Source organism: Pedobacter sp. CFBP9032, assembly GCF_034045265.1.
GTDB lineage: Bacteria > Bacteroidota > Bacteroidia > Sphingobacteriales > Sphingobacteriaceae > Pedobacter.
In genome coordinates this window covers 1-260 of sequence record NZ_JAXCWE010000059.1, presented here as the reverse complement: position 1 = coordinate 260, position 260 = coordinate 1, and the positions used below count along the sequence as shown (strand labels likewise).

Sequence of the window (260 nt, the reverse complement as noted above, 5' to 3'; positions counted from 1 at the left end):
GAATGCAAAAGGAACGAACTGGATTCCATCTGGCAGTTTTACGCCGAGAATTACCAAAGAAACATATCAAAAACTCATCAAAGATTGTAAAGATGCCAACATGAATATGATTCGTGTTTGGGGTGGCGGAATTTATGAAGATGACGAATTTTACAAAGCCTGCGACGAAAACGGTATTTTGGTTTGGCAGGATTTTATGTTTGCCGGAAGTTTTTATCCGCCAGATGAATATTTTTTGAATAACGTCAAAGAGGAAGTTA

General features: G+C 37.7%; 1 pseudogene. It reads left to right on the top strand.

Annotated features, from left to right (window positions below):
* Positions 1 to 260, top strand: a pseudogene (locus tag SOM16_RS23135) (glycoside hydrolase family 2 protein); the annotation flags it as partial.